Annotated in this window: 2 protein-coding genes; one reads left to right on the top strand and one right to left on the bottom strand. The window is 69.3% G+C overall.

All coding sequences use genetic code 11. The features are described from left to right. The first annotated feature begins 44 nt into the window (after nt 1–44). A complete protein-coding gene (locus tag ACFWF3_RS33750; RefSeq protein WP_379318039.1) occupies nt 45–1,148 on the top strand; it encodes a metallophosphoesterase in 1,104 nt (367 codons plus the stop codon). Between the two features lie 39 nt (nt 1,149–1,187). On the opposite strand, the gene ACFWF3_RS33745 is transcribed toward ACFWF3_RS33750, so the two are convergent. Then, nucleotides 1,188–1,895, bottom strand: coding sequence for an LppP/LprE family lipoprotein (locus ACFWF3_RS33745; protein WP_379318037.1), 708 nt, complete (start codon nt 1,893–1,895; stop codon nt 1,188–1,190). Nucleotides 1,896–2,023: the final 128 nt, after the last annotated feature.

Genomic DNA, 2,023 nt, shown 5'->3' with positions numbered 1-2,023 from the left:
GCCCTGCCCAGAACGGGAACGCCGTGAAGCTCGCCGTACGCCTGATGATGTTGTCGCTGGTCCTCGCAGTGCTGTTCGGGGTCCCCTGGTGGACGGTGGTCTCGGCGCCGACCGGTGGCAGCGGCACGCTGTTCTGGATCGGAACGGCGATCGCCGCGGCCGCCCTCGTGTGCCTGCCGCTCACGATGTTCCTCGGGCACGGGCCCGCGCAGTCCGATCCGGCGGTGATCGTCGGCGACACCCTGCTCGGGGTGCTGTGGGTGGTGTTCTCCTGGTCGGTGATCGGGCTGCTCGTGCGGGGCGCGCTGGCCGTCGGCGGGGTCGACGGTGCCCGGATCGTGGCGGCAGGAGTGCTGGTGATCTCGGCGGCACTGGTCGGGTGGGGCGTGTACGAGGCGCGCCGGGTGCCGCGGGTGCGCACCGTCGACGTCGCGATTCGTGGGCTGGCGCAGGGCCTGGACGGGTTGCGCGTAGTGGTCGTCACCGACACCCATTACGCCGCGCTGAATCGGCGGCGCTGGTCGGAGCGCGTGGTCGAGGTGGTCAACGCGCAGCGACCCGATATCGCCTGCCACGCCGGTGACCTCGCCGACGGTTCGGTCGTGAAACGCCAGGCGCAGGTCGATCCGCTCGGCAAGGTCGAGGCGCCGCTCGGCCGGTTCTACATCACCGGCAATCACGAGTACTTCGGTGACGCGCAGGGCTGGATCGACTACATGGCCTCGCTCGGCTGGCAGCCGCTGCACAACCAGCACAGCGTCCTGACCCGCGACGGCGATCGGCTCGTCATCGCCGGTATCGACGACCCGACCGGCGTCGGCCTGCCCGGTCACGGTCCCGATCTGCCCGCCGCGCTCGCGGGCGCCGACCCTTCGCTGCCGGTCGTCCTGCTGGCCCACCAGCCCAAACAGATCGCCGACAGCGCCGCGGCGGGCGTCGCGCTGCAGATCTCCGGTCACACCCACGGCGGGCAGATCTGGCCGTTCCACTACCTCGTCCGGCTCGACCAGCCGGTGGTCGCGGGCCTGAGCAGGCACGCGAACAACACCCAGCTCTACACCAGCCGCGGCACCGGTTTCTGGGGTCCCCAGCTTCGGGTTTTCGCCCCCAGCGAGATCACGGTGCTGGTGCTGCACCCGGACAACTGAGCCCCAGTTGCCCAGCGCACAGGGGCGTGCGAGATCGGATCAGCGGTGCGGCTGGGTGACTTCGGTCGGCAGCGTGCCGCCCATCACCACCTTCGAACCGTTCCACGAATAGGTGATCGTCGCGGGACCGCCCTGCGGCGCGGCAAAGGGTTCGTCACCGGCGAGCCAGCGGTAGTCGACGGTGACCGCGTTGTTGCTGGACCCGACGACGGTGGTGAAGGCATACGGCTCAGAAGTGCCTGTGCCCAGGTACTTTCCGTCGCGGAAGAACAAGAGGTGGATCGGCGCACCCGCGGAGTTGCCGCCGATGGCGCGCACATACAACAGCTGACCACAGCTACCCGGCTGATCACTCGAAGCCTGTCCGGCGACCCAGCTTCCCTCGAGGCTCGCGAGGGCGTTCTGCACACCGGTCGAGGCCGGGTCTATGCAGCGACCCGGTCCACTGATGTTGTCAGCGGGGGCGGGAGAGGTGGTGTCGGGAGCCGGGATCAGCGTGGGAGCTTGTGTGACCGGCGGTGTTTCGGGCTCCGGCGCGATGGTGGCGCCGGGCTGGGGCGCGGCGGTCTCCTCGGCAGCGGGCGACCCCGGGGCCTGGGTACCCGGCGCGGGCGCGCGGGAGGTCGACGAAGCGGCCGTCGCGCGAGAGGTCGATGTGCTTGTCCCTGAACCACTCTCGTCGGTGCAGCCTGTGACCAGTGCCGCGGCGACGGCGATGAGCGCGCCCATTCGAACTGCGTTCTTCATGGTTCCTCGATTCTGTGTCCCCTACGCGCTGTAGCGCGTACATGCAGACTTCATCGGGGCCCCCGACACGGTCGTTAGGCGATTCAACGGAATCCTCACCCTAGGGTGCGACATCCACACCCATATAC

This window comes from Nocardia sp. NPDC060220, from assembly GCF_042727815.1.
In the GTDB taxonomy this organism is placed as follows: Bacteria; Actinomycetota; Actinomycetes; order Mycobacteriales; family Mycobacteriaceae; genus Nocardia.
This window is presented reverse-complemented; position numbering and strand designations above follow the sequence as displayed.